Annotated in this window: 21 protein-coding genes; 14 read left to right on the plus strand and 7 right to left on the minus strand. The window is 37.4% G+C overall.

The genetic code is table 11. From position 1 onward, the window contains the following. The first annotated feature begins 232 nt into the window (after positions 1-232). From ACTBZY_RS12110 to ACTBZY_RS12135, 6 genes are all read left to right on the plus strand, one after another. Complete coding sequence (locus tag ACTBZY_RS12110; RefSeq protein WP_463046606.1) at positions 233-889, plus strand: RNA polymerase sigma-70 factor; 657 nt, start codon at positions 233-235, stop codon at positions 887-889. A gap of 63 nt (positions 890-952) precedes the next feature. Beyond that, on the plus strand, positions 953-2,044 hold the full coding sequence (locus ACTBZY_RS12115; RefSeq protein ID WP_463046607.1) for a FecR family protein: 1,092 nt from the start codon (positions 953-955) through the stop codon (positions 2,042-2,044). Positions 2,045-2,191: 147 nt separating this feature from the next. Beyond that, a complete protein-coding gene (locus tag ACTBZY_RS12120; protein ID WP_463046608.1) occupies positions 2,192-5,623 on the plus strand; it encodes a TonB-dependent receptor in 3,432 nt (1,143 codons plus the stop codon). Positions 5,624-5,651: 28 nt separating this feature from the next. Further along, positions 5,652-7,079 carry a RagB/SusD family nutrient uptake outer membrane protein gene (locus ACTBZY_RS12125; protein ID WP_463046609.1) on the plus strand — a complete coding sequence of 476 codons (1,428 nt, stop codon included), beginning with the start codon at positions 5,652-5,654 and terminating at the stop codon, positions 7,077-7,079. A 12-nt stretch (positions 7,080-7,091) separates the two neighbouring features. After that, positions 7,092-8,540: a sulfatase family protein gene (locus ACTBZY_RS12130; RefSeq protein WP_463046610.1), complete on the plus strand. Its 1,449-nt coding sequence runs from the start codon at positions 7,092-7,094 to the stop codon at positions 8,538-8,540. Positions 8,541-8,746: 206 nt separating this feature from the next. Then, positions 8,747-9,541 carry an SDR family NAD(P)-dependent oxidoreductase gene (locus ACTBZY_RS12135; protein ID WP_463046611.1) on the plus strand — a complete coding sequence of 265 codons (795 nt, stop codon included), beginning with the start codon at positions 8,747-8,749 and terminating at the stop codon, positions 9,539-9,541. 225 nt (positions 9,542-9,766) lie between these two features. On the opposite strand, the gene ACTBZY_RS12140 is transcribed toward ACTBZY_RS12135, so the two are convergent. The 5 genes from ACTBZY_RS12140 to ACTBZY_RS12160 all read right to left on the minus strand — a co-directional run bounded on the left by ACTBZY_RS12140 (position 9,767) and on the right by ACTBZY_RS12160 (position 14,875). Further along, a complete protein-coding gene (locus ACTBZY_RS12140) occupies positions 9,767-10,501 on the minus strand; it encodes a nitroreductase family protein (protein ID WP_463046612.1) in 735 nt (244 codons plus the stop codon). A 4-nt stretch (positions 10,502-10,505) separates the two neighbouring features. After that, complete coding sequence (locus ACTBZY_RS12145) at positions 10,506-11,351, minus strand: alpha/beta hydrolase fold domain-containing protein (RefSeq protein WP_463046613.1); 846 nt, start codon at positions 11,349-11,351, stop codon at positions 10,506-10,508. A gap of 77 nt (positions 11,352-11,428) precedes the next feature. Continuing rightward, a complete protein-coding gene (locus ACTBZY_RS12150; protein ID WP_463046614.1) occupies positions 11,429-12,514 on the minus strand; it encodes a serine hydrolase domain-containing protein in 1,086 nt (361 codons plus the stop codon). Between the two features lie 233 nt (positions 12,515-12,747). Beyond that, positions 12,748-13,650 carry a cation diffusion facilitator family transporter gene (locus ACTBZY_RS12155; RefSeq protein ID WP_463046615.1) on the minus strand — a complete coding sequence of 301 codons (903 nt, stop codon included), beginning with the start codon at positions 13,648-13,650 and terminating at the stop codon, positions 12,748-12,750. A 220-nt stretch (positions 13,651-13,870) separates the two neighbouring features. Then, the gene (locus ACTBZY_RS12160; protein WP_463046616.1) at positions 13,871-14,875 is read right to left on the minus strand and encodes a glycoside hydrolase family 5 protein; all 1,005 of its coding nucleotides are present in this window, start codon (positions 14,873-14,875) and stop codon (positions 13,871-13,873) included. Positions 14,876-15,007: 132 nt separating this feature from the next. On the opposite strand from ACTBZY_RS12160, the gene ACTBZY_RS12165 reads away from it, so the two are divergent. Beyond that, positions 15,008-15,274 (plus strand): DUF202 domain-containing protein, encoded by a 267-nt coding sequence (locus ACTBZY_RS12165; RefSeq protein ID WP_463046617.1) that lies wholly within the window; start codon positions 15,008-15,010, stop codon positions 15,272-15,274. A 171-nt stretch (positions 15,275-15,445) separates the two neighbouring features. Here the strand turns inward: ACTBZY_RS12165 and ACTBZY_RS12170 are convergent, their stop codons facing one another. After that, positions 15,446-18,829, minus strand: a complete 3,384-nt coding sequence (locus ACTBZY_RS12170) for a DUF7133 domain-containing protein (protein ID WP_463046618.1) — start codon at positions 18,827-18,829, stop codon at positions 15,446-15,448. A 280-nt stretch (positions 18,830-19,109) separates the two neighbouring features. Between ACTBZY_RS12170 and ACTBZY_RS12175 the strand changes: the two genes are divergently transcribed. Next, on the plus strand, positions 19,110-20,438 hold the full coding sequence (locus ACTBZY_RS12175) for a Gfo/Idh/MocA family protein (RefSeq protein WP_463046619.1): 1,329 nt from the start codon (positions 19,110-19,112) through the stop codon (positions 20,436-20,438). Between the two features lie 599 nt (positions 20,439-21,037). Then, positions 21,038-21,598: a GNAT family N-acetyltransferase gene (locus tag ACTBZY_RS12180; protein ID WP_463046620.1), complete on the plus strand. Its 561-nt coding sequence runs from the start codon at positions 21,038-21,040 to the stop codon at positions 21,596-21,598. A 14-nt stretch (positions 21,599-21,612) separates the two neighbouring features. On the opposite strand, the gene ACTBZY_RS12185 is transcribed toward ACTBZY_RS12180, so the two are convergent. After that, a complete protein-coding gene (locus ACTBZY_RS12185) occupies positions 21,613-22,179 on the minus strand; it encodes a YceI family protein (protein WP_463046621.1) in 567 nt (188 codons plus the stop codon). 362 nt (positions 22,180-22,541) lie between these two features. On the opposite strand from ACTBZY_RS12185, the gene ACTBZY_RS12190 reads away from it, so the two are divergent. The 5 genes from ACTBZY_RS12190 to ACTBZY_RS12210 all read left to right on the plus strand — a co-directional run bounded on the left by ACTBZY_RS12190 (position 22,542) and on the right by ACTBZY_RS12210 (position 25,916). Next, positions 22,542-23,405, plus strand: coding sequence for a hypothetical protein (locus tag ACTBZY_RS12190; RefSeq protein ID WP_463046622.1), 864 nt, complete (start codon positions 22,542-22,544; stop codon positions 23,403-23,405). Between the two features lie 501 nt (positions 23,406-23,906). After that, the gene (locus ACTBZY_RS12195) at positions 23,907-24,746 is read left to right on the plus strand and encodes a hypothetical protein (protein ID WP_463046623.1); all 840 of its coding nucleotides are present in this window, start codon (positions 23,907-23,909) and stop codon (positions 24,744-24,746) included. Between the two features lie 62 nt (positions 24,747-24,808). Next, on the plus strand, positions 24,809-25,102 hold the full coding sequence (locus ACTBZY_RS12200) for a hypothetical protein (protein WP_463046624.1): 294 nt from the start codon (positions 24,809-24,811) through the stop codon (positions 25,100-25,102). A gap of 140 nt (positions 25,103-25,242) precedes the next feature. Beyond that, entirely contained in the window at positions 25,243-25,569 is a 327-nt protein-coding gene (locus ACTBZY_RS12205; protein ID WP_463046625.1) for a hypothetical protein, read from the plus strand. 167 nt (positions 25,570-25,736) lie between these two features. After that, on the plus strand, positions 25,737-25,916 hold the full coding sequence (locus ACTBZY_RS12210; protein ID WP_463046626.1) for a hypothetical protein: 180 nt from the start codon (positions 25,737-25,739) through the stop codon (positions 25,914-25,916). Positions 25,917-26,004: the final 88 nt, after the last annotated feature.

Raw genomic sequence — 26,004 nt, forward strand, 5'->3', positions numbered from 1 at the left:
TCTTTTCAAGCTTAAATTCCTTATCTTCCCCTACTGACCTCTCAAAGTACCCTACCTGTTCTTTTGAATAAAATAGATTTACTTTAAAAATAAATCTTAAATATATCATACTGGCTTTCAATGATTAAGAATAAATCCAGAGATGAACGATTAACTATTTTGGAAAATAATTCAAAATAACGTGGGGTCGAATAGTCAAATTTTGTCTTACTTAAGTACAAAAATATTTTACATGTTATCCAACCATCAGGAAAATACTAATCAAAACCAATCGGAGCGAAATCGAAAGATTACTCTTTTCGAAGGGGAGCGTAATGCTGTGAAAATATTTTCGGACGAATATCTTATCCAACAGGAATTCTTAAAATCTCCTACAAAGGGTTTTGAACTACTATTCCGCAAGTATTATCAAAACTTGTGTAATCAGGCCATAAGGTTCGTATACGCCAAACAAGTGGCTGAAGACATTGTTGCTGAAATTTTCACTCAATTCTGGCAAAAGGAAATTTACTTAGACATAAAAACATCATATCGCTCTTATTTATACACCTCCGTAAGAAACAGAGCCTTTAATTATATCAAACACGAGCTGAATAAAACGGCAAGAGAACCTGATTCCTTAGAGAACATTCCAATTGCCAACACCCAGAGCTCGCTGCTAAAACCAGATGAAATTCTCCAACTACAGGAGCTCACTATTAAGATTGACAGGGTCATTCAAAAACTACCCAAACAATCTAGAAAGGCATTTCAGTTACATAGATTAGAAGGTAAAAAGTACTCAGAAATAGCCATAGAGTTAGACATTACTATAAGTGCTGTGGAGCGACTTATTAGTAGAGCACTAACTAAACTTAAAGAAGAACTAAAATCAGAATGGACGGCATAGCTTATTCTTTCCGCATAAATGTGGGGTTTTAAAGATGCTAATTGTCTAATAGAAAAAAAACAAATGAATTCATCACTTACAAAAAATATATTCTTCGACTTCTTTGACGGAAAAACCACCTCTCTTCAAAATAAACTCATTGAGGAATGGCTGCATGATGCCAATAACCAAGAGGTTTATTTTGAATATTTAGACGAATGGGAATCTTCACATCCTCAAGTGGTAACACAAGCAGATGAGGCTTTTAATAAAGTTTTACATGATATAAAGAACATCTCTGAAAATCAAACGGTAAAAATTGTCAAACTAAAGTCTTGGAACCCTAAAGCCATGCTTTTTTTGGCGGCTGCAGCATCACTTTTTATTGTTTCCATTTTTCTAATGAACCAGTTCGACTTCAGAAGTAACAAGGTTTCGTATAATAACCTCATCAAAGATTCGCAAAAAGAAACTGGCGAGATTTATGAAAAAATGAATCTAACGAATCATCCCATTTTAGTTAGTTTACCGGATGAAAGTTCCGTTTTACTCCAGCCAAATAGTAAAATCAGCTACTCTCCTAAAAAATTTAACACCGCCAACAGAGAAGTTATTCTCTCTGGTGAGGCATTCTTCGAAATAACAAAGAATAAAGAGAAGCCTTTTTATGTTTTTGCCAATGAAATCATCACCAAGGTATTAGGCACAAGCTTTACCATCCACGCTGCTCCAGAAAGTAACGAAACGTACATAACCGTTAAAACGGGACTTGTTGAAGTTTTCACTCAAAAAGACAAAAACAAGGCGAAGAAGATGGAAATGAAAAAGTTGGATGGCCTAATTCTAAAGCCAAATGAAACTATATCATTTCAGCGTAAATCGTATAAACTAACGCTCCCAACGGCTGTCATTCCTAAAAAACTAGATATGCCTATTCAGACCGTCAAGTTCAATTTTGAGAATACACCTGCCATAGAAGTTCTTAAAAAACTAGAAGACGTTTATAGCGTAGAGATAAATTATAATAAAGAAGAAATGGCACATTGTAAACTTACAGCATTGCTTTCAGATGAGCCCCTACTAGAGAAAGTGAGACTTATATGCTTTGCCTTAAATGCCGAATACAAAATATCAAATGAAGTAATAACCATAAAGTCTAATGGCTGTCAACCCTAAACCAAAATAAGATGAAGAATAACTCCTCATAGTAAATTTTGGGGCATATTATACCCCAAAATTATACGCTCCGTAACTAGAAATTGGCCTTTCAGAGTGAAACGGAGGTTTTTGCTAAAAATATCTTAACATAAACATTTTAAAATTATGAATAAAATACTACGACCTCGTAGATTATTTGAAAAATTAATGCGAATAACAATAAGTCAGCTTATTCTTTCAGCAGCTTTTTTCAGTATGTCTTTCGCCAGTGACGGATATACTCAGAATATCCTTGAACAAAAAGTAAGCATTAATGCTGTTCAAGAACCTATTGAAAATGTACTTAAACAAATTGAAGATAAGTCTATTGTAAATTTTATTTACAGTTCTGGACTTATAAATTCCAACAGAAAAGTAACCTTAAACTTACAGAACACGGAGCTCCAAACCGTCTTTAACAAGCTCTTCGTTCCACTGGATATCACTTATATTATATCAGGGAAAAAAGTGGTTTTAAAACCTATTAGCAAGAGTACCAGCAAGCTAAAATTAAGAGATCATTTTGCTGATACAGACCTTATTCTTACCATGGCAAATAACCTAAAGGGGAATGTAAAAGACGAATCTGGTGAGCCTGTAATTGGAGCCACTGTGGTTATCAAAGGAACTACAAATGGTGCCTCCACAGATATTTACGGAAATTACAATCTCAGTAACGTAGAAGATGGAGATGTTTTGGTGGTAAGCTTCATTGGCTACATAAAGCAAGAAATTCCTGTTGGAAATAACGTTATAATGAACATTATTCTGAAAGAAGAAACCAGTCTTTTAGATGAAGTCATAGTGGTAGGTTATGCTACGGTTAAAAAAAGTGATGTTACTGGTGCCGTTTCTTCTTTAAAACCAGAAGATGCTAATAAGGGAGCTAATGCTTCCCCAGACCAAATTATTCAAGGTAGAGTTTCTGGCGTACAGGTTTCTCAAACTAGTGGGGAACCAGGAGGCGGAATGTCTATTAGAATTAGAGGAGCTACCTCTATCAATGCCAGTAATGAGCCCTTATATGTGATTGACGGATTCCCTATTGACAACTCTACCACCTTAGGTGCTACAGGAACTGAAATTACAGCTGGTATTACGGGTAACCTTAATCCTAAAAACCCTTTAAATTCTCTAAATCCTAATGACATTGAGTCTATTGAGATTTTAAAGGACGCTTCTTCTACGGCTATCTATGGTGCTCGTGGTGCTAATGGCGTGGTATTAATAACCACAAAAAAAGGTAAAAGCGGTAAGCCAAAAGTGAATTACGATATGATAACGGGTATTCAGCTGCAGCCTAAAGGAATGGATGTTCTTAACACCAAAGAATACATTGATATCACCAACAGTCTTTCACAAGAGATAAACGGTGTTCCAGCATTTACAGCAGATGAAATCAGTAAAATTGGCGTAGGTACAGACTGGCAGAGTTTGATTTTTAGACCTGCTCCTATCAATAGTCATAATGTTTCCATTTCTGGAAAGTCTGGTAAAACAGGCTACTATGTTTCTATGAATTACTTCAATCAGATGGGTACAGTTAAGAATTCTGGTATGGGAAGGTTTGGAACAAGGTTAAATCTAGACCAAGAAATCACTGACAAACTAAGCGTATCACTTAACTTGAATACGACCACGATTAAAGACCAGTCAAACTCAGATGGTATTCATAATAATGAAAGAAGTGGTCCTATTAACTCGTCATTGGCTTATGACCCAACAGAATCTGTGTATGACGAAAACGGTAATTTGACTCGTTCTGCCAACATCACGGTTAATAACCCAGTTTCTCTTTTGGAAGGGATAGATATTGACACCAAGTCTAATAGAACTTTTGGAAACTTAGTATTGGATTATAAAATAACGAATGATTTAAGTGCTAAACTTAACCTTGGAAACGATGTAACCAGTGTACGTAGAGACATTTATAATAATACCAAAACCATTTTTGGTAGCTCAGCCAATGGAATAGCCAACATTTCTACGCTTGACATGTCTAACTTCTTGGGGGAGTATACCATGAATTACAATAAGCAACTCAATAAAAACACGTTAAATGTACTTGCCGGTGTAACTTATCAAAATTTCTTAACGCGTTCGTTATCTGGTGAAATTCAAGGATTCCCATCCGATAATTTATCTACCAATAACTTGAACTTTGGAGATAACAATAACGACAACCTTTCCAGTAATACTGTTGAAAGCACCCTGCTTTCTTATTTAAGCAGAGTAAACTATAACATTGATGGCAAATATCTGTTTACCGCATCTATAAGAGCCGATGGTTCTTCCAAGTTTGGAACAAACAACAAATATGGATACTTCCCATCAGTTGCCTTTGCATGGAGAATGAGCGAAGACAATATATTGACCAGTACTTTTGATGATTTAAAACTTCGTTTAAGTTGGGGACAGACAGGAAACCAAGATGTAGGAAACTACAATTCCATTTCTACTTTGATTCCAGCCACTGCTGCTGTTTTCAACAATTCTACTGCAAGTGCCATTGGACCATCTCGAATAGCTAATCCTGACTTAAAGTGGGAAGTGGCAGAACAGTATAATGCAGGTTTAGACTTTGCTATGCTTAATAGTAGAATTAATGGTTCTTTAGACTTTTTCATAAAAGACACCAAAGATTTACTTTTGAACCTTCCACTGCCAAACTCATCAGGATACTCCACTATTCTTAGTAATGTGGGTGCCATGAGAAACAGTGGGGTTGAGTTTATGGTTAATTCTACCAATATCAACAAAGATGGTTTCAAATGGATTTCTTCGTTTAATATCTCTTCTATTAAAAACGAGGTCACCTCTTTAGGTAATTTGGAAAGCATCAGAGTTGGTAATATTGTATATGTTGGTAACACGGGTGTTATAGAACCTGGCTCTCCTGTCAGCTCTTATTATGGTTATGAACTCACAGGGATTTTCCAAAACCAAGAGCAAATTAACAATTCGGCACAGCCTAACTCTAAGCCAGGATATCCTATTTTTACAGATTTAAATAATGATGGCAAAATAACACCTGACGATCAGAAAATCCTAGGGAATCCGTTTCCTAAGCTAACCTTAGGTCTTCGTAATAATATTGCTTACAAAAACCTGAGTCTTGATATTTTCTTCTATGGTGCGTTTAAACAATCGCTGATAAACGTGAATGTGATAGAGGCCATGTATCCTATTAACTTCAGAAGAAACAGAATCGCTGAAATTTATCTTGACAGATGGACGCCAGAAAACACAGACGCCAAATGGCCATCTGGAGTATTGCCAAGTTCTTATGGTGGCGATAAGGTGAACTCACTAACTGTTCAAGATGCCTCTTATTTGAGATTGAAAACTTTGCAATTAAATTATTCCGTTCCAATCAAACCTAACGGAAAAATCTCAAGTATAAACTTGAACCTCACAGGTCAAAACTTGCTCACTTTCACCAATTACCTAGGTTGGGATCCTGAAGCTTCGGCATTCGGACGTAACAACATGAAAATTGACTACAATGCTTATCCAGTAGCCAAATCAATTCAGTTAGGTGCAAACATTGGTTTTTAATTGACTTAAAAAAGTAAAGAATAATATTATGAAAAAAACGATAATAATGGTGGCCTTATGTGCCCTCAGTTTAACTTCATTAAATTCTTGTGAAGACATTTTGGAAGAAGAAGTTTACTCGGAATTAGACCCTTCAATTATACTTTCTACCGCCGGTGGAATAGATAAAGTTTTAAACTCTGCCTATGCCAGTGCCATTTCATCACGTGGCAACGATCCCTTTGAGTCCTTAACGCTATCAGGTTTTACAACCGGAGAGTGTTGGGGCTTAGGAGGTACTGTGAATGCTTATCTTGCTCCTCTTTCTAACTTCACCTGGGATGCAAACAACTTATTTCTGAACAGCGAATGGAACAGGAAGTACAATGCAATTCGTGATGCAAACCTAGTTTTGGACAACATTCAAAATGTAACCGCATCTTCAGATTTTATCAAAACAAGAACGGCAGAGGCCAAGTTTTTAAGAGCGTTTAGCTATAGTCGTATTTATAAGCTTTTTGGGCCAGGTCCTTTGTTCACTTCGGCATCAGACCCTGAAATAATAAAACCAAAAGCCTCAGAAGAAGAATTCCAGAGCTTTGTAGAAACGAATTTGATTGAAGCAGCAAACGACTTGCCGTTAGTTCAAAGTGAATATGGTAGAGCCACCAAAGGTGCCGCTTTGGGTATCTTAACCAAATGGTATATGAATCAAAAGAAATGGTCTCAAGCTGCAGAAACAGCCAAAAAAATCATGGACTTGAATCATTATGAACTGTTTCCTAGCTACAAAGGCTTATTCCAAATAGCCAATGAAGGAAATAAAGAAATGATAATGGTTCACCCTTCAGTAACGAATGTCGCAGGTAACCAAACTACTGCTTTAACGCTACCTACAGATTACCCTAGACTTCCAGGGCAGACTATTTTTGCGGCAAATACTTTTTTCTTTGATGCCTTCTTGGATTCATTTGAGGCAAACGACAAAAGAAAAGAAATGTTTATAACGGAGTATGTCAATGTTTCTGGCCAATTGATAAAAGGCTATGGCAATAACAAATCTATCCCTTATAAATATGAACTAGACCCAGACCAAGCAGGTGCTCAAAGTGGTTTAGATACTCCGGAAATAAGATATGCCGACATACTTCTGAGTAGAGCGGAAGCACTCAATGAATCCAATGGTGCCAATCAAGAATCTGTTGATCTCCTTAATAAAGTAAGAAATAGATCTGGTATTAAGTCTTTAGAACTCGCAGCATTAAATAAAGAAAGTTTAAGACAAGCACTTATAAAAGAAAGAGCTGTTGAATTTTTCTTTGAAGGTAAAAGTAGAGAAGACCAAATAAGATACGGAACCTTTATATCAAACGCTTTGACTAGAGGAAAACCAGCCCAAGAGCACCAAAAACTTTTCCCAATACCGCAAAGAGAGATGGACTCTAATGAGAAAATGATTCAAAACGAAGGTTACTAATTAACGAATACGATGAGAAAAATATTTTTAGTTTTAGCCACGCTCTGCGTTTTGCAATCTTGTTCTACGAAGGAGTCAAAAAACACAAAACCGAATGTCATCTTAATCTTTATGGATGACATGGGCTATGGCGATTTATCTAGCTATGGTGCCACAGGCTTTAGCACTCCCAATATTGACAGAATTGGAACGGAAGGTATTAGGCTTACAAATTTCTTGGCTGCTCAAGCCGTTTGCTCTGCTTCTAGAGCAGCACTTTTAACAGGCTGCTACCCAAACAGAGTTGGAATTACGGGTGCCCTTTTCCCAAATTCGTCTATTGGATTAAACCAAGAAGAAACCACCCTTGCCGAAATGTTTAAAGGAGTAGGTTATAATACCGCCATGTTTGGGAAATGGCATTTAGGAGACAATCCTGAGTTCTCTCCTTTAAACAATGGTTTTGACAAATATCTGGGCTTGCCCTATTCCAATGACATGTGGCCAGTTGGTTTTGATGGTGAAGCCGCTACAGATACCAGTACTTGGAGATATAAAATGCCTCCTTTATATCTTTATGACGGTACAGAAAAAGTGAAAGAAATGAAGACTTTAGCAGACCAGGCTGAACTCGTTTCCACTTACACCAACAGTACCATAGATTATATCAAAGCCAATAAAGAAAACCCTTTCTTTATCTACCTAGCTCATAATATGCCACATGTACCTATTGCGGTTCCTACAGAGAAATTGGGACAAAGCGACCAAGGTCTTTTTGGTGATTTAATGATGGAAATTGATGAGTCGGTAGGGCAAATCATGTCTAGTCTAAAAGAAAATGGTTTAGATGAAAACACCATCGTTATTTTCACTAGTGATAATGGACCTTGGTTAACTTTCGGAAACCATGCCGGATCTGCTGGAGGATTTAGAGAAGGAAAACAAGTTAGTTTTGAGGGCGGAATGCGAGTGCCTTGTTTAATCAGATGGCCAAAAATGATAGAAGGCGGTGCTATTTTCAATAAACTAAGTAGTACCATTGACCTCTTCCCTACTTTGGCAAGTGCTATAGGAGCAGAGCTTCCTGAGAAAAAAATTGATGGAATTAACCTTCTTTCAGCCTTAACCGAGGATACTTCTCTAAACCCAAGGAAACAATTCTACTACTATTATGGGAAAAATAACCTGGAAGGTGTGAGAGAGGGAAATTGGAAATTAATACTACCTCACCCAGGATTAACGTATACCAACACCAAATTTGGCAAAGACGGCGAAATGGGTTCTCCTAAGAGAGACCACCCTTACGAAATGCAGTTGTTTAATCTCAATACAGACCCAGGAGAATCTTATGATTTAAAAGAAGACTATCCTGAGGTGGTAGAAAGACTGATGACTTTAGCCGATGAAGCTAGAGCAGATTTAGGAGACGACTTAACATCTAACGAAGGTGCGAACCGAAGAAAACCAGGCTCCGTAAAATAACGTATTTCGATTTTCATACTAAGCTCCATTTAATCATTAAATGGAGCTTTTTTGTATCCAATCAGCTCACTTTTCCTGAGTAAAACTATTCTTAAAAAGAATATATCAATAAGCCTAAGCCTCTTGGAACTACTTTCCTTAAAACATCATTCCTATGGTATAAAACTGATGAAGAATTAGTTCTAAAATCACAAAATCAACACAGGATGGATTTAAAAATAAAAGATAAAATAGCCTTTATAAGTGGCTCTACAGCAGGTATTGGATTTGCCACTGCTAAAAGATTATTAAACGAAGGGGCTCAAGTTATTATTAATGGAAGGTCAGAGGCAAGTATTGAAAAGGCTATAGCGGAGCTAAAAAAAGAGTATCCAAATGCCACAGTTTCTGGTATTGCAGCTGACTTTTCAAAAGTAGAAGAAGTTAATAACTTAATTTCTAAACTGCCAAAAATTGACATACTGATAAACAACGCCGGCATCTTTGAACCTAAGGCGTTTACAGATATTCCTGACGAAGATTGGTATAGGCTTTTTGAGGTTAATGTAATGAGTGGCATTAGGCTTTCTCGTCATGTTTTCCCTCAAATGCTCAAGAATAACTGGGGAAGAATCATCTTTATTTCTAGTGAATCTGCCGTATTCATTCCGGAAGAAATGATTCATTATGGCATGACTAAAACGGCACAGTTGGCCGTTTGCCGTGGATTAGCGGAATTGACCAAAGGCACTAAGGTAACCGTGAATTCTATTTTACCTGGCCCTACCAAGTCAAAAGGTGTAGAAGAGTTTTTAGAAAAACTAGCTACTGAAAGTAAAACAACTGTAGACGAGGTTGAAAAAGGTTTCTTTAAAAAAGACCGTCCTACTTCGCTCATCCAGCGTTTTGCGGCGGTTGAAGAAGTAGCAGATACTGTAGCTTATTATGTTAGCGAATTGGCTTCCGCCACCAATGGTGCTGCCATTAGAGTGGAAGGCGGCTTAGTAAAATCAGTAATTTAATGTGAGTTCAATGCAAATCTATAGAGATAATTGGTAACAGCATTTCAGTCAAAACATTTGTCACAATTTTGGCTTTTATCGGCCAAAATTCCGCCAAATAATACAGCCTTATCTCTTTTCAAGGTTTTCTATTCACTTTAAACCCCGCTGGGGTATAGGTTATTTCGAATTTGCGTTCTTAATTTCAATTAGACCATGGCGTATAAAACCTCCATGGTCTAATTTTTACACTTCAAATACGACCTCATCATAAGGCAGCCTAAGCCTTTCACTGGTTACTCCTTCTGGCAGTCCTTTGCCGCAGGCTACTATAATACTGACGTCGGCCGACTTTGGTAAATTCAACATTTTGCGTACCCAAACCGAGTCAAAACCTTCCATGGGGCAGGTGTCGTATTCTTGGTCTTTCATGGCTAACATAAAGGTTTGAGCCGCTATCGCCAACGATTTATTAGAAACCACCTTGCTGTCATTTCTTCTCGTGAAACGCATCATAGGTTTTCCGTTTACCACTCGCCATGCTAATACCAGTTGCCTTAAAATAGAATTAAGTGGCCAAAGCGAATTATCATAGAAAAGTTTCATCATGCTTTCGTAATAATGAATCCCCCTTTTTTCTCGCTTGGTCAGCTCTGTCCGCTCCCCTATTTTGTTCTTAATCTGCTGTGCGTTCCAGTTGGCTCGCTTTTTCCACAGGTCATGCCTACTCACAAAAACTACCATCTCAGAAGCTGTTCTTGCAGCCCCTTGGTTAAGGCAGGCCTCTGAAAGAAGTTTGAGTTTATCCCCTGATTTCACCCTGTAAAACTCCCAAGTTTGCAAATTTGAAGAGTTTGGTGAAAGCAGAGCTAATCGCAAGGCTTCCTTCACCGTTTCATGCTTAAAAGCATGTTCGGTATCAAATTTCCTGATAGACCTGCGTGCTTCTACTATTTCTTTAAAAGTCATTTTATTCATCATCTATTTAGAGGTTCTCCTCTATAAAACTCACCACCTTATCCATAAACTCATCGCTTGAAAAATCGACTCCACCGTGTCCCATATACCCTAAAATCTCAAATTGTGTAGCTACACCATGCTCTTTTAGCTTTTGCCAAAGCTCAATCGACTGATTGATGGGCACCTGAGTATCTTGATTTCCGTGAGCTATAAACAAGGGTGGATCTGTAGCATCTACATGAAATACTGGACTTGCCAGTTCCGCCAATTCTGGCGTCATCTCCACCGGTTTTCCTAATAAAACAGCTAAGGCAGGTGCTCTTACACTAACGCCATGCGGTGTAGACTGACTCAGAATAGTTTTAAAATTGGTAGGACCAAAAAAGTCTATAGTCAGATTGACATCCGAGCTTTCGTCTAAATAATCGCCAATGTTACCTTCTAAGTTCTTAAGCCCGTTGGTCAAGCCTGACAAAGCCACTAAATGCCCGCCAGCTGAAGCACCCCAAATAATGATTTTATCTTTTTGATAACCATATTTTTCAGCATTGCCTCGTAAAAATCTGACAGCCGCTTTGATATCAAAAAGCATTGCTGGAAAAGGTGCTTCTACACTTAAACGATAATCTATACTGGCTAAGGCATAGCCTCTTTTCAATAAATCTAAGGGAGGGTTTTCTTTACTTCCTGAGTGCCAAGCTCCGCCGTGGACCCAAACCACCAAAATAGGCATATCAACGCCTTTCGGCAGATAAACATCTAATTTTAGTTCTCGCTCTGGCGTTATTCCATAAGTGATATTAGCTTGATTTTGAGCCACACCAGATGCCACAAAACAAGAAAATAAAAGTCCTAAAAAGTATCTTTTCATTCCAGTTGAATTTAAATACTCAAATTAGACGTATTACTTAATACTAACAACCTAATTGCAAATTTGATAGCATTAACTCAATCTAAAATGGCATTCAATTCCTTCCATAAATCGTTTTGGAAGGTTAGTCCTATTTGGTCACTTGAAGCATCTCCCATTCTAATCACAATGAGATTCTCGGAAGGAATAACATTTAAAATCTGTCCATTTTTACCCATCGCTGCTATCATATCGTGCGGAGCACTTGGCGTAAGCATGGTTTTGAAAACAGTCTGTAAACCCGGTACCATTGCCGTAGACTTTCCATTTAACCACCACAAATAGCCATAAGACTCATTCAGGTTTTGTGAAGTATTGACCATTTCTTCAAAGAAGGTTTTATCTGACATTATAATTTCACCGTCCCAGTTTCCCTTATTCAGCACCAATAAACCAAATCTGGCAAATGAGCGAGGGGTAGATAAATACACATGGTCGTTTCCGATAAATCGCCACACGCCATTCATACCTATTTTATCTCTTAAACTTTCCTCAAAGAAGGCCTCGAAACTTTTACCACTAGCACTGGCCAGCACCTCATGCAGTGAGGTATATGAGCCATTATGATAGTCCCATCTGGTACCTGCATCTGCGGCATATTGCAAACAAGAAGGCTCAAAACAATGGGAATCTGCCACACTCATATCTAAACCAGAGGTCATACTGAGCTGATTTTTGACCGTAATTAAGTTCTCCTTTTCTAAAGGCAAACTGGTCCATTTTTCACCCAAGTATTTAGAAGTTTTATCCTCAATATTCAATAAACCCCGCTCTTGAGCCAAACCCACGGTAAAGGCAGTCAACGTTTTTCCAGCCGATGCCCAGTACCATATACTTTCTTGATTAAAATCGCTAACTTTCAATAAATCCTTCCCAAAATATTCTTCCATCACAATTTTCCCATCTTTCAATATCAGGAATGCCCTTGTATTATTGGTTTCCAGAAAGGTCTTCAAGCCGTCCAACTCTTTGTCTGTAATACCCAAAAGGGACTTGTCTACCGTGTCCCAAACTGCTCCCGACGGAAAATAGAGCTCACCATCTAAAATCCCCTCTGGTAGGTCTTCATCAGCTTTGCAGCCTAATATTAATATGATTAGAAAAGTAGTTATGAGCGTTTTCATGGGTTAAGTATAATAATAAGAACAAAGGTAAAATCCTCGTCAAAATAACGCCAACTTACTTTAATGTAGTATTTAAGAAACCTTTGTTATGATTTTGGCATAACTACCGCAAACTCAGCCCACGGTTCAAAATATTGCCAAACATACGCCTTCTTATTAAGTGACTATGCTATAAACATTCCGCTCCTCTGAGCTATAAATATTGCGTTAAGTAAATTACGGTGATTTCGGATTTATGACCCACAGCAGTCCTCCATGCCGCAGTCTTCGTTTTCTGTTTCCATCTCTATGGTTACATGCTCCACCTCCATGTGTTGCAGTTTCTGCCTTATGGCCTTTTTTACAGCCGAACGATTGACATTTTCTTTGACCACCGTATGCACCGTCATAACATTAAACTCGCCATCCATAGACCAAACGTGTACATCATGAATATCTAAAACACCATCAATGGCTTTGAGTTTGGGTTTGAGATCATCCATTTCAAAGTTTTCGGGTGTACCCTGTAAAATCACCCTAAAAACTCCTTTTAGATTTCCGTAAACATTAAACAATACATAGCCCGTGATGCCAACAGACAAAAGCGGGTCAATGATTTCCCATTTGAAGAAGTACATCAAAATACCCCCAATCAATACGGCCACCCAGCCTAAAACATCCTCCATAAGATGAAGCATTACAGCTCGCTCATTTAAAGAGGACCCTTTCTTTAGTTTGAAAACAGCGGCCCCATTTACAATGATACCAAAAATGGCTAAAACTATCATCCCTTGAGCATTAGAGCTTTCAGGATTCATGAGGCGTGGAATGGCCTCGGTCAGCATAAAAACAGAACCAATGACCAGCACGATGGAATTCACCAAGGCACCAACCAATGAAAAACGCTTATACCCATACGTATAAGTTTTATTTCTTCCCTTATTTGACTTTTTCTGAAAATACCAAGCCAGCCCTAGTGACAGACTATCGCCCAAATCATGCAGGGCATCAGAAAGAATAGCCACAGAGTTTGTAAATATTCCGCCTATAATTTCGATGACGGTGAAGGATAAATTCAACCAAAAAGCGGTTGATATATTTTCGGTGCCATCTGTATGGCTATGAGAATGACTGTGGTGGTGATGCGAATGTGACATATTAATTGGGATTTGATGTCTGATGTTTCATTATCAAAGTTATACCCTTAAGCCATGCCACAGGGCTGCAAAGAAGGTTTTTCTTCTACAAGAATAAAAAGACAGTGGATAAAGTCAACTAAGATCCATTGCCTCATAGCCCAGATTCAAAACGTAAATCTGGAAATCTTGTCTTTAAAATATTTATACTTATATATAAAAACCAACAAGCATCTAAGACTCATTCTAAACCATTCTGCCTTCTTAATGCCGCTTTAAAATAAGCCCCCTGTGTGGTAGGTTCAAAGGTTTCCCAATCTTTAAACATACGTGGTGCCCAGTTGGCATCAAAAACCCAAACCACATAAGAAATGCCTCTTTCCGCCGTATATTTGGTAATAGCATCACCATAAGTTTCATCAGAAATTACTGGAATATGAGCTCCTTGCTCTTCCGCTAAAGAGAATCCAATTTCTGTTAAAATTAATGGGTAGGTCTTGGCCACAAAACCCCAGTCATTCTCCCACTGCACTTCCCACGGTTTGGCTCTTTTCTGTGGATAAGGATGGGCTACATAAGCTATGTTTACGGCATTTATGGGATTCGACTTCACGTTTGTCAAATCGTAAGCCCAATTAAATCCTGCTACTAAAGGAATGCCTGTTCCGCCATTGGCTCTAATGAGACCAAAAATCTCTTCATTCAGATCCTTCCACTCTGCCCATGTGCAGTTTCCTAATTTCCCTTGTATGGTGGTGGGCTCGTTAAAAATCTCATAAAAGGCTACAGCAGTGTTATTTTTATATCTATCTGCTATAATTCTCCAAAACTCAAAAGTCTCCTTTCTGGTGGTTTCATACATATCTGCTTGATACATCTCCGTTCTTAAATTCCCAATACTATGCCAGTCTATAATCACGTAAAGACCATGCTGTTGGGCTAGGGCAATGCCCTCATCCAAAAGTTTTAAATAGCCTTCCTGTCCTTTAGCCCTCCATGATTTAGGATGAACTGGAAAACGAACAACATTGGCACCCCAGGACACCAGTTCTTCAAAAAGTCGCTTATCCCAGTGCCCTTTATTATCTAGATTATAGGGATCGGAAATATTTAATCCTCGAAATACAAATGGCTGGCCTTCTTTTATAAATTTGTTTCCTTCTATCGTAATTTTAGGCATATTTTGAGCCGAAAGGCTAAGGCTAAAACCTAAAAAAAGAAGAAATACGAATGATACATTTTTCATTTACAGAAATTTAATTAAGTCTAGGGTTAAACGTATTATACAATCACAATACTAAGAAAATAATTCTTCCGAAAATACGGGAAAGACATCCAAGCTTAACACATTTTTATCCGAGAACATTATATTCACGTCATGCAAGAAAAATTAGAACTTATACTTCGCGACAAATTGGCTATTGAAAGAACTCATTTGGCTAACGAACGTACTTTTCTAGCTTATTTCAGAACTTCTTTTGTCTTTCTAGTTACTGGGCTTACTTTTCTAAAACTAGATTACTTCACTGATATACGGGAGCTAGGATGGGCTTTTATTGGACTATTTCCTTTGATTTTAATCTTAGGCTTAATCAGACTTATTAGGGTAAAAAAGAAAGTAAAGGAGATGTATAATTTTGATTAATTTTTCCTCCTGAATAGAACACTCCTGCCTGTCCTCCTAACTGCGGAGAAATCGGCAGAAAGGGATTTCATGGAATTGACACGGATCTTATGGCTTTACTTCTAAAAAAAAATCCGCATCTCAGACTCACCATCTGAAATACGGATTTTGATTGAAAGAAAAAAGCTAAACTTATCTTCTTAAGTTCGCTAAAAACTCTACAACATCTCTCATTTCTCTTTTGCTCATGATACTGCCCATTGGAGGCATACCAGACGGCATATTTTCTCTCTTCGCTATTCTTGAAATTGGAATTTCAAGTGGCTCTGCATCACCCGTGGTAATAATTAATTCATCGGCTCTTTCTTCTGCCAAAATACCTACGACCTCTTGACCATCCTTAAGCGTCAAATATACGGTTCCAAAACCAGGAGATAATCTAGCACTTGGGTCTACCAAAGACTCTACAATTTGCTCACGGCTTAGCGTTTTACCAATACTGCTCAGGTCTGGCCCTACCGTGCCTCCTGCATCGTTTACCACATGGCATCTAATACACTGTCCAGTGGAGTTATTATTGAAATATCTTCCGCCTTCAGCACGATTTCCACCAGTTAACACACCACTGTATTCTTCCAGCAAATTGCCTTTAGGCATCACCACATTAAGTTTGGCTATCAATGCTGTAGAACCACTCTTTTCTATAGCCTCCGACAAATCTAACTTAACCGCGTTGTCAATCTTATTCGACTTTAGTTTATCTAATAATTGGCCAAAAACAACTTCTGTTTTTGCCAACGGCATGGTACCTAAACTTTGTAAAAGCTGCTGTTGCTCTCTTTGGCTACCTTTCTCTAAAACTGAATTTACCATTTCTGGTAATAAATCGGCAGAGATATTCACCTCGTTAAGCATTCCCAAGGCCGTAGTTCTTACGTTTCTGTCTTTATCTGCTAGTGCTTTATTGACAAAATCACCGATCTGTGGATATTTCAAAGAAGCTAAAGCCGATAAAACACCAGACTTCACATCGCTTGAATTCGTTTTATCATAAATGGCGGCTAAAGAATTATTATAACCTCTAATTCCTAAATCTTTCAGTAACTGAGCCGTGGCTGCTAAAACAACTGGGTCTTCAGAACTTAAAAATGATTCCATTTTAGGTATAACCACATTTCTAATTTTCTCACCATCTCTTTTCACCGCACCTCTGTATCTGCCATCTACTCTATCTAAAACTGATGGCTCTGCCCAATTTCCTAATGCCGCCAGTGCTTCTGCCGTCATTGCTTCTGGGGCATTGCCATTTTGAGCATAAGCCAGCACATCGTTCAGCTGTTTATCGCCTCCTACTCTTAAAGCAGCGTTAATAGCTCTTCTAAGAATAACTTCAGAAGTCAAATTTGGTCTATTTATAAGTTCAGCCAAGGCAGGTAAAGCGGCTTCAATAGAGAAATCGTCATTGATGGCTCTTGCAGCTTCTGCTACGATATACTCTTCTTTGTCGTTTAAATAGGCTACTATTTTAGGGTCTTGCCATTTCCTAAGCACTAAAACACCCGCAGTTCTCACTGCTTTAGAAGCACTTTTTTGCATGGCATAAACGGGAGCTTTATTTTCAATTCTACTTAAAGCCAAAACGGCCGCATGTCTCAGATAATTATCTTCATCATTATTGACTTCAATCATTTTGATTAAATCATCGGCAGCAGACTTCTCCCCTGTTCTTCCTAAAGCTTGAGCGGCATAAAATTGAACTCTAGGATTTGAAGAGGTCAATAAGTTCGTCAATTTTGCGGAAGCTCCACTATATCTTACATCACCGATCACCTTGGCCGTTTGAGCAACTATTTCTCCATCATTATCATTCAGGTAAGGCATTATTTCAGTCGCCACTTTCTTGTTCTTAGCGGCTATTTGACCCATACCCCATAAACCGTGTACTCTCGCCAATTGAAACTCCTTTTGAGCCATTGCTTTTAATAAAGTGGCAGAATTTCCACTTACGGCTAAAGCAAACTGAGCTTTCTGACGAATTCTCATGTCTTTATTAAAGAGTAATTTATAAAGCTGGTCTGCAGATTGAGCTTCATAATCCAAGGTCATCAAACGTTTGGTCTCTAATCTTTCTGCTTTTAAATCCGACTCTTTCACATCTATTTTCCAAACTCTACCGTAGTTTTTAGTATCCCAGCCGTTTATCCAGTCAGCAGCATATAATGCTCCATCTGTTCCAAACCTTATGCCTGTGGCCAATACACCCGCCACCATATCAACTTCTGAGTTAAAATCAAAACTGGCACCTTTTTGCTTTAAGTCAAAAGACCAAATGTGTGCTCTAGAAGGAGAACCTGTAAACTCTACCAAGAAAAACTTATTCAACCAGTTTGATCCCAAAGCTGTACCTGGGTTAAACTGCATTCCTGTAGGCCCGTTATGGTAATTTCTAATTGGAGGCAAGAAATAAGCAGCCTGACCTTCCCATCTCGGCTTATACATTTCTTCGTCCATCCAGACTTTGTAACCGTTGTTTTTATCATCTGTATATTTTCCAAACTGCCAGTTTATTCTCCAGCCTGAGTCACTCCCTTCTACTATATGAACAAGTCTCTCAGACTCTCCACGATGATCACCATCGTTATCTGAGCTTATGATGTTACCATATTCGTCAAAAACAAATTCATGCGTATTTCTATGACCGTGAGAAAACACCTCAAAATCTGAGCCGTCAGCGTTACAACGAACTATCACACCTTGGTTAGGGAAATGATGCTTTTTGCCTGTTTGGTCTGTCATGCTTAAACCAGGGTCACCAATACCCCAATAAATTTTACCATCTGGCCCTTCTATCAAACCCGACATGCCATGACCTCCAAAACCAATATGTATATTAAAACCTGTGGCAATAGACGTTTTCTTGTCGTAAAGGCCATCTTTATTGGTATCCTCTATTCTCCATAAATCTGGACCAATACCAATAAATGCATCATTTCTTCTAATTAAAACAGCTCCTGCCACATCCGTAATTTCTTCATGGAAATCGCTTAAAACCTGTGTAGAAACATCTGCTCTGCCATCTCCATCTGTATCTTCTAATCGCCAGATTTCATCTTTTTCAACAGTTAAATCACGCCAATCGTGAACACCGTCTTCGTTTAAATCTTTTAACCACTCATTCTCCTTAGAGTTTTCGGCAGAAAAAATTCTACGTAAAAATGCTCTCCTATCCTCTACAGATTGAAGACTGATAGACTCCGTCATCCAATCGCGGTGGCCCCTAATGTCAAACTCTGAATTTTTCTGACGATTGGTTCTTGTTAAATAAATTCTATTTTGATCGTCAATAGACATGGCAATAGGATCTGGAGCTAAAGAATCTGTAGCCCATAAACTAATCTTAAGTCCTTCTGCGAGGGTTATAGGCGTGTTACCTTCAATTCGAGCAGTAAGTGCGGCATTTTCGCTATCTGCAAATTTAGAAATCAATCCACCTGGTTTATTGGCTACTTTCATGCAAGACCACACTAGCAAGGCCGCAAAAACAAACATGGAGACTCTTAAAACGTATTTTTTCATCGGGTTAATTTTGTTCAAACGCCAATACTACGCATTTTGGACTTATTTTGATATCTTGAAGATTAAGAAATAGATAAAAGACGTAATTCATTCTGCTCTATCATATCTTATCAGCGTGTACAATTGATTGCACATATATGATGCAGAATGGCTCTTTGATATAAAGATACCCCATTCTGATATTGAAATTGCTTTTTTCAAAAAATATTAGAGCCCACATTTTCATAACTGAAATACAATCCTTACTTTTTGATTCAAGTTCAACCAATTCCTTATCTAAATGAAATCAAATTTCAATTCAAGAAGAAAATTTATTAAGACATCTGCCCTAGGAGCGGCTGGTTTGGCATTTTCTGCCAAAAGTTACGCTCGAATTTTAGGTGCCAATGACAGAATCAACATGGCTACAGCCGGTGTAAATAGTAGAGGTAGAGCTCATCTTTCCATGGCCAAGTCATTAAGTAAATCTTTGAATGTGATTGGCTTAATTGACCCAGACGCTAGAACTTTCGCTAGGGTACAAACTGAATTCAAATCTATTCTAGGAAATGCCAAAACCTATTCTGATTTCAGAAAAATTTTAGATAATAAGGATTTAGATGTTTTGAGTATAGCCGCACCTGACCACTGGCATGCACCTATGGCCATGATGGCTATGCAAGCAGGTAAAGACGTTTACCTCGAAAAACCGTGTTGTCATAATCCCCAAGAAGGCTATTGGCTGAAAGACACCGTTGCTAAAACTGGAAAAATATTACAAATAGGAAACCAACAGCGTTCAGCTCCCACTACTATCAGTTTGGTTAAGAACCTACGCGAAGGCATCATAGGCGATGTATATTATGCTAAAGCTTGGTATGAGAGCAATAGAGGGGGTATTGGAACTGGAAAAAAAATGGCGGTACCTGCAGAGTTTAATTGGGACTTATGGCAAGGACCTGCTCCAAGGAGAGAACTAATGGATAATTATGTACATTATAATTGGCATTGGTTTTGGCATTGGGGAACAGGAGAAATAAACAATAATGGACTACATGAAATGGATATCGCTAGGTATGCCCTAGGTGTTGATATCCCTACTAAAGTTAGTTCGTCCGGCGGTCGATTTACACAACAGGACGATTGGGAATTCTATGATACCCAAAACGCCTCTTATGAATTTGATGGCAATAAAATGATAAGCTGGGAAGGTAAAAGCTGTAATGGCATGGATGTACATGGCAGACCAGGCGGAAGAGGAACTTGGATATATGGAACACAAGGTACTGCAGTGGTAGACCGTGGTGGCTATATCTTATATGATAAGGCCAATAGAGTTATCCAAATAGAAAATGAGCGAAACAGTAGTTCGTCTGTAGATACCTTAGGAATTACTGGACTGGATAACTACCACATGCAAAACTTTGTGGATGCTATTCAAAAAGGAACTCCGCTTAATTCTCCAATAGATGAAGCGGTGAAAAGTACCCTACTATGTCATTTAGGAAACATGGCTCAGAAAACTGGCGAAACGCTCCATATAGACACTAGTAACGGCAAGCCGAAAAGTGTAGAAGCTATGAAACTTTGGGGAAGAGAATATGAGAAAGGATGGGAGCCTAAGGTTTAGCCTTGGTTTTAACGCTTTATGTAAACAGGCTCTCTTTGGGGAGCCTGTTTTTTTATGTATTTCCATAAAACTGACCAAATCAATTTCTTAGGAAGGGAAGCAAATACAAAAAAACTGGATTATGTAAAAAACGATTATTTGCTAACCTTAGCCAGAGATGCCTCTCAAATACAAAATTTATTGGAATGAAGAGAAAGTGCATCTGCGAAGGCAGTTATAGGTTCATTGACTACTGAAAGCTTAAGCTTTTCGCAATACCATATCCTTAATTTTGGCTTTTAAGTATCCATAAATTAATTTAGGACGTGGGCCATACAAAGTACGTTTTAACCTAATGAGAACAAGAAGGATTATGATTTTATCATGCCCCAAAGTCATACAAAAAAGGCGTTAAAGCTAGCCATAAAGGTGAACTTAAAACCAACTAGGAGAACCCCAAAACCTGGCTCCAAGACTACTCAAAAGACGGGAAATCTATCATTTATAAATGAAACATTCTTACTATTAAATTGGAAGCAAATAGGGAAACCTACTTGCTGCTTTTCTTTTCTAGCGGAATTGTTTTAGTATCGGCCTTTAAAATATTTTGAAACCATTTTATGACGTCAATAATTAGAGCCACAGTGGAGCATGCTTCTACTATTTTAGAAATTGGCAAGACAGCTTGGATAGGTGCTCACGGTCATAGTGCTTCAAAAGAAGACATTGACCAATATATCAGCAGAAATTATACGGAAGATGCACTACAAGCCGAATTACTAGAGATAAGCAACATCTACCATATCATTTACCATCATCAGGAGCCTGCTGGGTTTTCTAAATTAAAACTTGACAATCCTAACGTTAACTTAGAACCACAAAACACAGCCACATTAGATAGAATATATTTGAGCAAAGCATTTCAAGGTAAAAACTTAGGTTCGAAACTCATTGATTTTAATCTCAGCTACGCCCAAAATAACGAACAAGCTGGTATCTGGTTGGCGGTATGGGTGGAAAACGCTAAGGCCATTAACTTTTATTCTAAAATTGGCTTTCAGATAGCGGGCAAATACGACTTCCAAATTTCACCGTCACATACTAATCCTAACCATATTATGTATTTAGATTTTGACAAAAAAAAGGTCGAAGTTTCTAAAGACTCCGACCTTCTCGTATAAAAATTACAGGGGTTTTAGTCCTTCGTAAACTCACCTGCAGCCACTATTTGAATTTCATGACTCAAGGCTGAAGCAGGTCTGTCACCTATTCCGTAAACCGTACGGTCAACCTCACCGCTAGCCTTCAAGCCAATCATCTGTTTCTGACTTTTGGAATTAACAACAGGTCCGTTAACAGTAACAGCAAGTGTAACAGGAGCAGTCTTACCTTTCATGGTTAAGTTACCCGTCATGGTATACTTCTTACCCGAAACATGCTTAAAAGAGGTGCTTTTAAAAATTACCTTAGGATTTTTGGCGACATCAAAAAACTCCTCACCTTGAAGGTGTCCATCTCTCCTTTCATTATCTGTGTCTATGCTTGCCACATCGGCACTAAACTCAAAGACCGCATCAGAAAAATCTTCTTTGGCAGATGTAAACTTAACATCATAAGTTTTAAACTTACCACTGACATCAGACAGCATCAAGTGTGTAATCTCGAAGCTTACACCTGAATGAGATTTGTCAATATTCCAAGTTTGGGCTTTTACTAAAAATGTACTAAGTACAAGCAAAAGGATAAACGAATATTTTTTCATATAGAATTTTTATTAATTAGATGATGCACAAATATGTGAGATTAATCATGAACAAGTCTTTAATCTTATACCCCTTGGCTGTTTTTTTCGACAATCACCTAGATTTCCTCTCTTTTCAAATCAAAACCAACAGGTATTGGGTACGTTTTTAAATATTTTCCACAATTTTCTTTACAAACGTTTGCAACTAACCATTTCAGAACCGAAACCTAAGGCTAAGTACCTATAGACGCACTAAAGCAGTAAGCTTAAAAGTCACATATCTACCAATTCTTCACTTTAATCTATAAAATCCCGCAATTAATGAAAACCATAAGGCGTTATAACCCGTAACTTGCATAACTTAATTTTATAAATCCAGCATGAATCACACAGTTAAACTAGCTTATTTTACCGATTTTTCAGAGGGTGCAAAAGTCGCATTTGAAACCCTTATGTTTAATATATGGAGTTTTGATTTCCAGTTAGATCTCATACATATTCTGAAAAGCAATCATGATTCTAAAGCCTTTGAATCTTTAGAAACATTGAAAAGAGAAATAGAAAACTCCATGGAAGATAGAGTAACAGTCTCGATCAAAATCTTCTATGAAAATGAAGACCATAAGATGATTGAGTTTATCAATCAGGAGCATTACTTCTTGACTTATTTACCGATGCCTACCGTTAGCTTTCGTAATGGCTTCAGAACCTTGAGTCATGACTTATACGATAAGCTTCATACAGATGCTAATTTTGTAACGCAAAGCCACCAAGTTAAAATAGAAAACAGGGGGATAATGACTTTGGACATAAACAACCTTATCAACCTATTTGCCATTAAAAAATATCACGAATACTTCTTATTCAATTATGCCAAAATAAAGTTCATTATTATTTCAGAAACTCCGCTGTCACCTAAGGAGATGGATGAGGCTCATCTATTCATTTCTGATACGCTACCACGCCTAAATTTTGATGTCATCAACCTACTTCATCAGAACCGCATTGCAGGTTTACAGAAGGAAATAAGCGAAAACAAAATAGACTTTTTGATTTATTCTCAAGACGATAGCACCGACCAATTAGTAAACAACGGTATTAACACAAGTCTTAAGGAGAATGCCGTTCCTTTTTCATTCATGAGACTTCATGTCACTCCTGAAATATTGGGTCATGCTATTTCAAATCATCCAGATTTTCAGAAACTTTCTTTAAAGGATTTTTCTGCCAGTCTGCTTTCCTAAAATCGCCACCTATTTCGGGGTAAACGATTCCAAAAACAGAACAGTAAACTGGCAAAGGAACATTCAACACGCACCATTTCTTATACCTGAAATACGTTAAGCTTTCTGTTTTCGTTTTCAAAAGAGGTATTAATTGCACATTTTAAAGATTTTTATTCAAAAAAAAGCAAATTTAACATGTATCCGCTAAATAATTCAAGATACGGAAATAAGCAATTTAACCCATAAAATGGATTCAAAAATTTCTCTTCAAAAAAAACTGTTATCCATATACTGCATGTAAATTCATTGTCTACAAGCCAGTTATGCTATATCTTTGTAATATAATTCGTTTAATGCTGCTTCATCTAATAACTAAAACACTGACCGTAAATATTTGATTACTAAGTTAAATAGTATCATAATCTAGTGTTACAATTTAAGTTTATTCAGACTTAAATTCTCAGCTCTTTTAGAGCGAAGCAACTTTCAATTTGTCGCTAAAAAAAGGTTATAAAAACCATGTCAGATTCTATAAATATTGCTTTTTGTACAGACTTTTCTGAGCTGTCTAGAGCATCGCTGGAAAGTATACTATTTAACACTTGGAACTTCAATTGTAACATTCATCTTCTCCATTATTTAGAAGATGAAGATGAAGATACGGCCTTGTCAAAACTAAATCTTCTTACGGAGGAAGTGAAGCTCGAGGCCAGTGAGGGTCAAGATATCCAAAATCGACTGTTCAGAAAAAATGAATGCCAAGAAATGATAAATAACCTCAATAATGGGAAGTATCATATCATTGCTAGTGGTATGCCTTTTAAAACCTCCGAAAAATGTAACTCTTTTATTACTCAGCTAACAAAGCAAGTCAACAAAGATCTCACGTTAATTCCGGCAAACCATAAAGTCAAAATAGAAAACAGGACTACCATACTGCTAGATATAAAGAATCTAGATAATCTCCATATAACCAACCTGTTTGAAGAATACTATAAATTCCTTTTTGCAAAGATTACTATAATTATCTTGTCCGATGAATTGCTAGATATAAAGGCCTTTAATGAAACACATGAAAAGGTCAAAAAAATAATGCCTAATTTAGATATCACGATAGCAAATCATGATAAAAGCCAATGTATTGAAAATCTAAAAACATTAATTGAAAAGGACAACATAGACGCCTTTGTTGTTTTTAAGCATGATTACGGCGAAAATTTCATGCTAAACATTATGAATAATAATATAGACGGTATCAGATGGAATTTCACGCTTTACAGAAGTTACGTGGACGATACAATCATATCAAACCTTAAAAAAGGTGTGAACCCATACCCCAAAATGCAGCTAAACGAGTAGGAATAAAAGAAACGGTAAAAATTGGCTTCAATACCGACTTTTCTAAATCATCTGAGATTTCTATGAAAACTTTACTCTTTAACGTATGGAGTTTTGACTGTGACATTCATTTGTTTCATTTGGTAAAAAACGATAATAGAGATGACTCCATTATTAGACTTCATAACCCTATAGAAGAGCTAAGTAACTCTTTAGATCCCTCCCAAAATGTAGAAGCTTATCTCTTTGAAAAAGGTGAGATGAATCAGCTGATTGATTTCCTGAATAACGGGGATTATGTTACTCTTTCTGTGAGCTTGTCTTCCTTTAACCCGCTTTATGCATTAGAAAATCTCCCGATTTTATCGGGACCATAGCTATATTGCTTCCCATCCGCAAGCTCAGGGTAACACAAATCAGTTCACTTCGTAAGGCTCAGTGCAGGCGTAAACTGATTAAAACTCAATCACCAGAACCCTTCGACAAAAAGCTCAGGTAATCTGCTAATCTCGTTTAAATGCCTGATTTACTCCACCTTAAAACTCATTACGATTCTCCAATTCATAAACCGGGTTTAACCGAAGGGCAACTTGTAAAGGTTAGAAAAACCATATATAGTATCTTAAATGGAATTAAATATGAACTTGAAAATCTGGTCAAACAAAATGCAGAACAGTCCATTTCCAATCAATCAGAAAACACGCCTTTAGACTATTTTCTCTTCCTCACCGAAGACTACTTTTATACGCATATCAGTAATTCTGTAGCACAAAATAAACTTCCTGGTGACCTCAAATTTTCTTTAATAAGGCTTTATATTACGAAAGACAACATATGCTTTTAAAAAGATATAACTGAAGACTATTTAATCAAAAGAGCATTCTTAGGTAAAAAGGTGTTAACCCTTGTTCCAGAGACCAAGAATACGTTCATTTAAAAACAAGAATTTAAAAAACGCCATTTCAGAAAACCTTTTTATAGTTATTTTTAGATATAAAACCTGAACGCTACATGAAAAAAGAAAACAATAATCGTAAACTAGGTAATACCACCGCTGCTTTGGGTGGACTTTTTACTATACTAGGACTGACTATTTTTCAAGATCAAAAAACACTTCAACTTATCTCATTAGTTACAGGTGTTGTTTTAGCCCTTTTCGGGGTTACACTCATAAAAAAAGGAAAAAAATAATACCCTTATTGCTTATTATAGCTTAACCAGTTCAAAATGAAAGGGTAAAAACTGACTTACATCATCTGCTATATACAGTTCAGATTTA

It is taken from the genome of Arcticibacterium sp., from assembly GCF_055134445.1.